Here is a 1,193-nt window from a genome sequence, read left to right on the forward strand (position 1 = left end):
CATGGCAAAAGCTAAATTCGAGCGCACCAAGCCGCACGTGAACGTCGGCACCATCGGTCACGTTGACCATGGCAAGACCACGTTGACCGCTGCGCTGACCAAGATCGGTGCCGAGCGTTTCGGTGGTGAGTTCAAGGCGTACGACGCGATCGACGCGGCGCCGGAAGAGAAGGCGCGCGGCATCACGATTTCGACCGCACACGTCGAATACGAATCCCCGACCCGCCACTACGCGCACGTTGACTGCCCCGGCCACGCCGACTACGTCAAGAACATGATCACCGGTGCAGCGCAGATGGACGGCGCGATCCTGGTATGCTCGGCCGCTGACGGCCCGATGCCGCAGACCCGTGAGCACATCCTGCTCTCGCGTCAGGTCGGTGTGCCGCACATCGTGGTGTTCCTGAACAAGGCCGACATGGTCGACGACGCCGAGCTGCTCGAGCTGGTCGAAATGGAAGTGCGCGAACTGCTGAGCAAGTACGACTTCCCGGGCGACGACACCCCGATCATCCACGGTTCGGCGCGTCTGGCGCTGGACGGCGATCAGAGCGACATCGGCGTGCCGGCGATCCTGAAGCTGGTCGAGGCGCTGGATTCGTTCATTCCGGAGCCGACCCGCGACGTGGACCGTCCGTTCCTGATGCCGGTCGAAGACGTGTTCTCGATCTCCGGCCGCGGCACCGTGGTGACCGGTCGTATCGAGCGCGGCATCATCAAGGTGGGCGACGAAATCGAAATCGTCGGTATCCGCGACACGCAGAAGACCACCGTCACCGGCGTGGAAATGTTCCGCAAGCTGCTGGACCAGGGTCAGGCAGGCGACAACGCCGGTCTGCTGCTGCGCGGCACCAAGCGTGACGACGTCGAGCGCGGCCAGGTGCTGTGCAAGCCGGGTTCGATCAAGCCGCACACCGAGTTCGAAGCCGAAGTCTACGTGCTGTCCAAGGACGAGGGTGGCCGTCATACCCCGTTCTTCAAGGGCTACCGTCCGCAGTTCTACTTCCGCACCACCGACATCACTGGCGCCTGCCAGCTGCCGGAAGGCGTGGAGATGGTGATGCCGGGCGACAACGTGAAGATGGTCGTGACCCTGATCAACCCGGTCGCGATGGACGAAGGTCTGCGCTTCGCCATCCGTGAAGGCGGTCGTACCGTCGGCGCCGGCGTGGTTGCCAAGATCATCAAGTAAG

General features: G+C 63.6%; 1 protein-coding gene. It reads left to right on the plus strand.

Annotated features, from left to right (window positions below; genetic code table 11):
- Nucleotide 1: 1 nt before the first annotated feature.
- A complete protein-coding gene (gene tuf / locus J7396_RS22425; RefSeq protein ID WP_003486726.1) occupies nucleotides 2–1,192 on the plus strand; it encodes an elongation factor Tu in 1,191 nt (396 codons plus the stop codon).
- The last annotated feature ends 1 nt before the right edge of the window (nucleotide 1,193 follow it).

This window comes from Xanthomonas sp. A1809 (assembly GCF_017746015.1).
GTDB lineage: Bacteria > Pseudomonadota > Gammaproteobacteria > Xanthomonadales > Xanthomonadaceae > Xanthomonas > Xanthomonas euvesicatoria.

Coding starts and splice junctions, on each gene's coding strand:
- tuf (WP_003486726.1), top strand. CDS start 2: ATGGCAAAAGCTAAATTCGAGCGCACCAAGCCGCACGTGAACGTCGGC.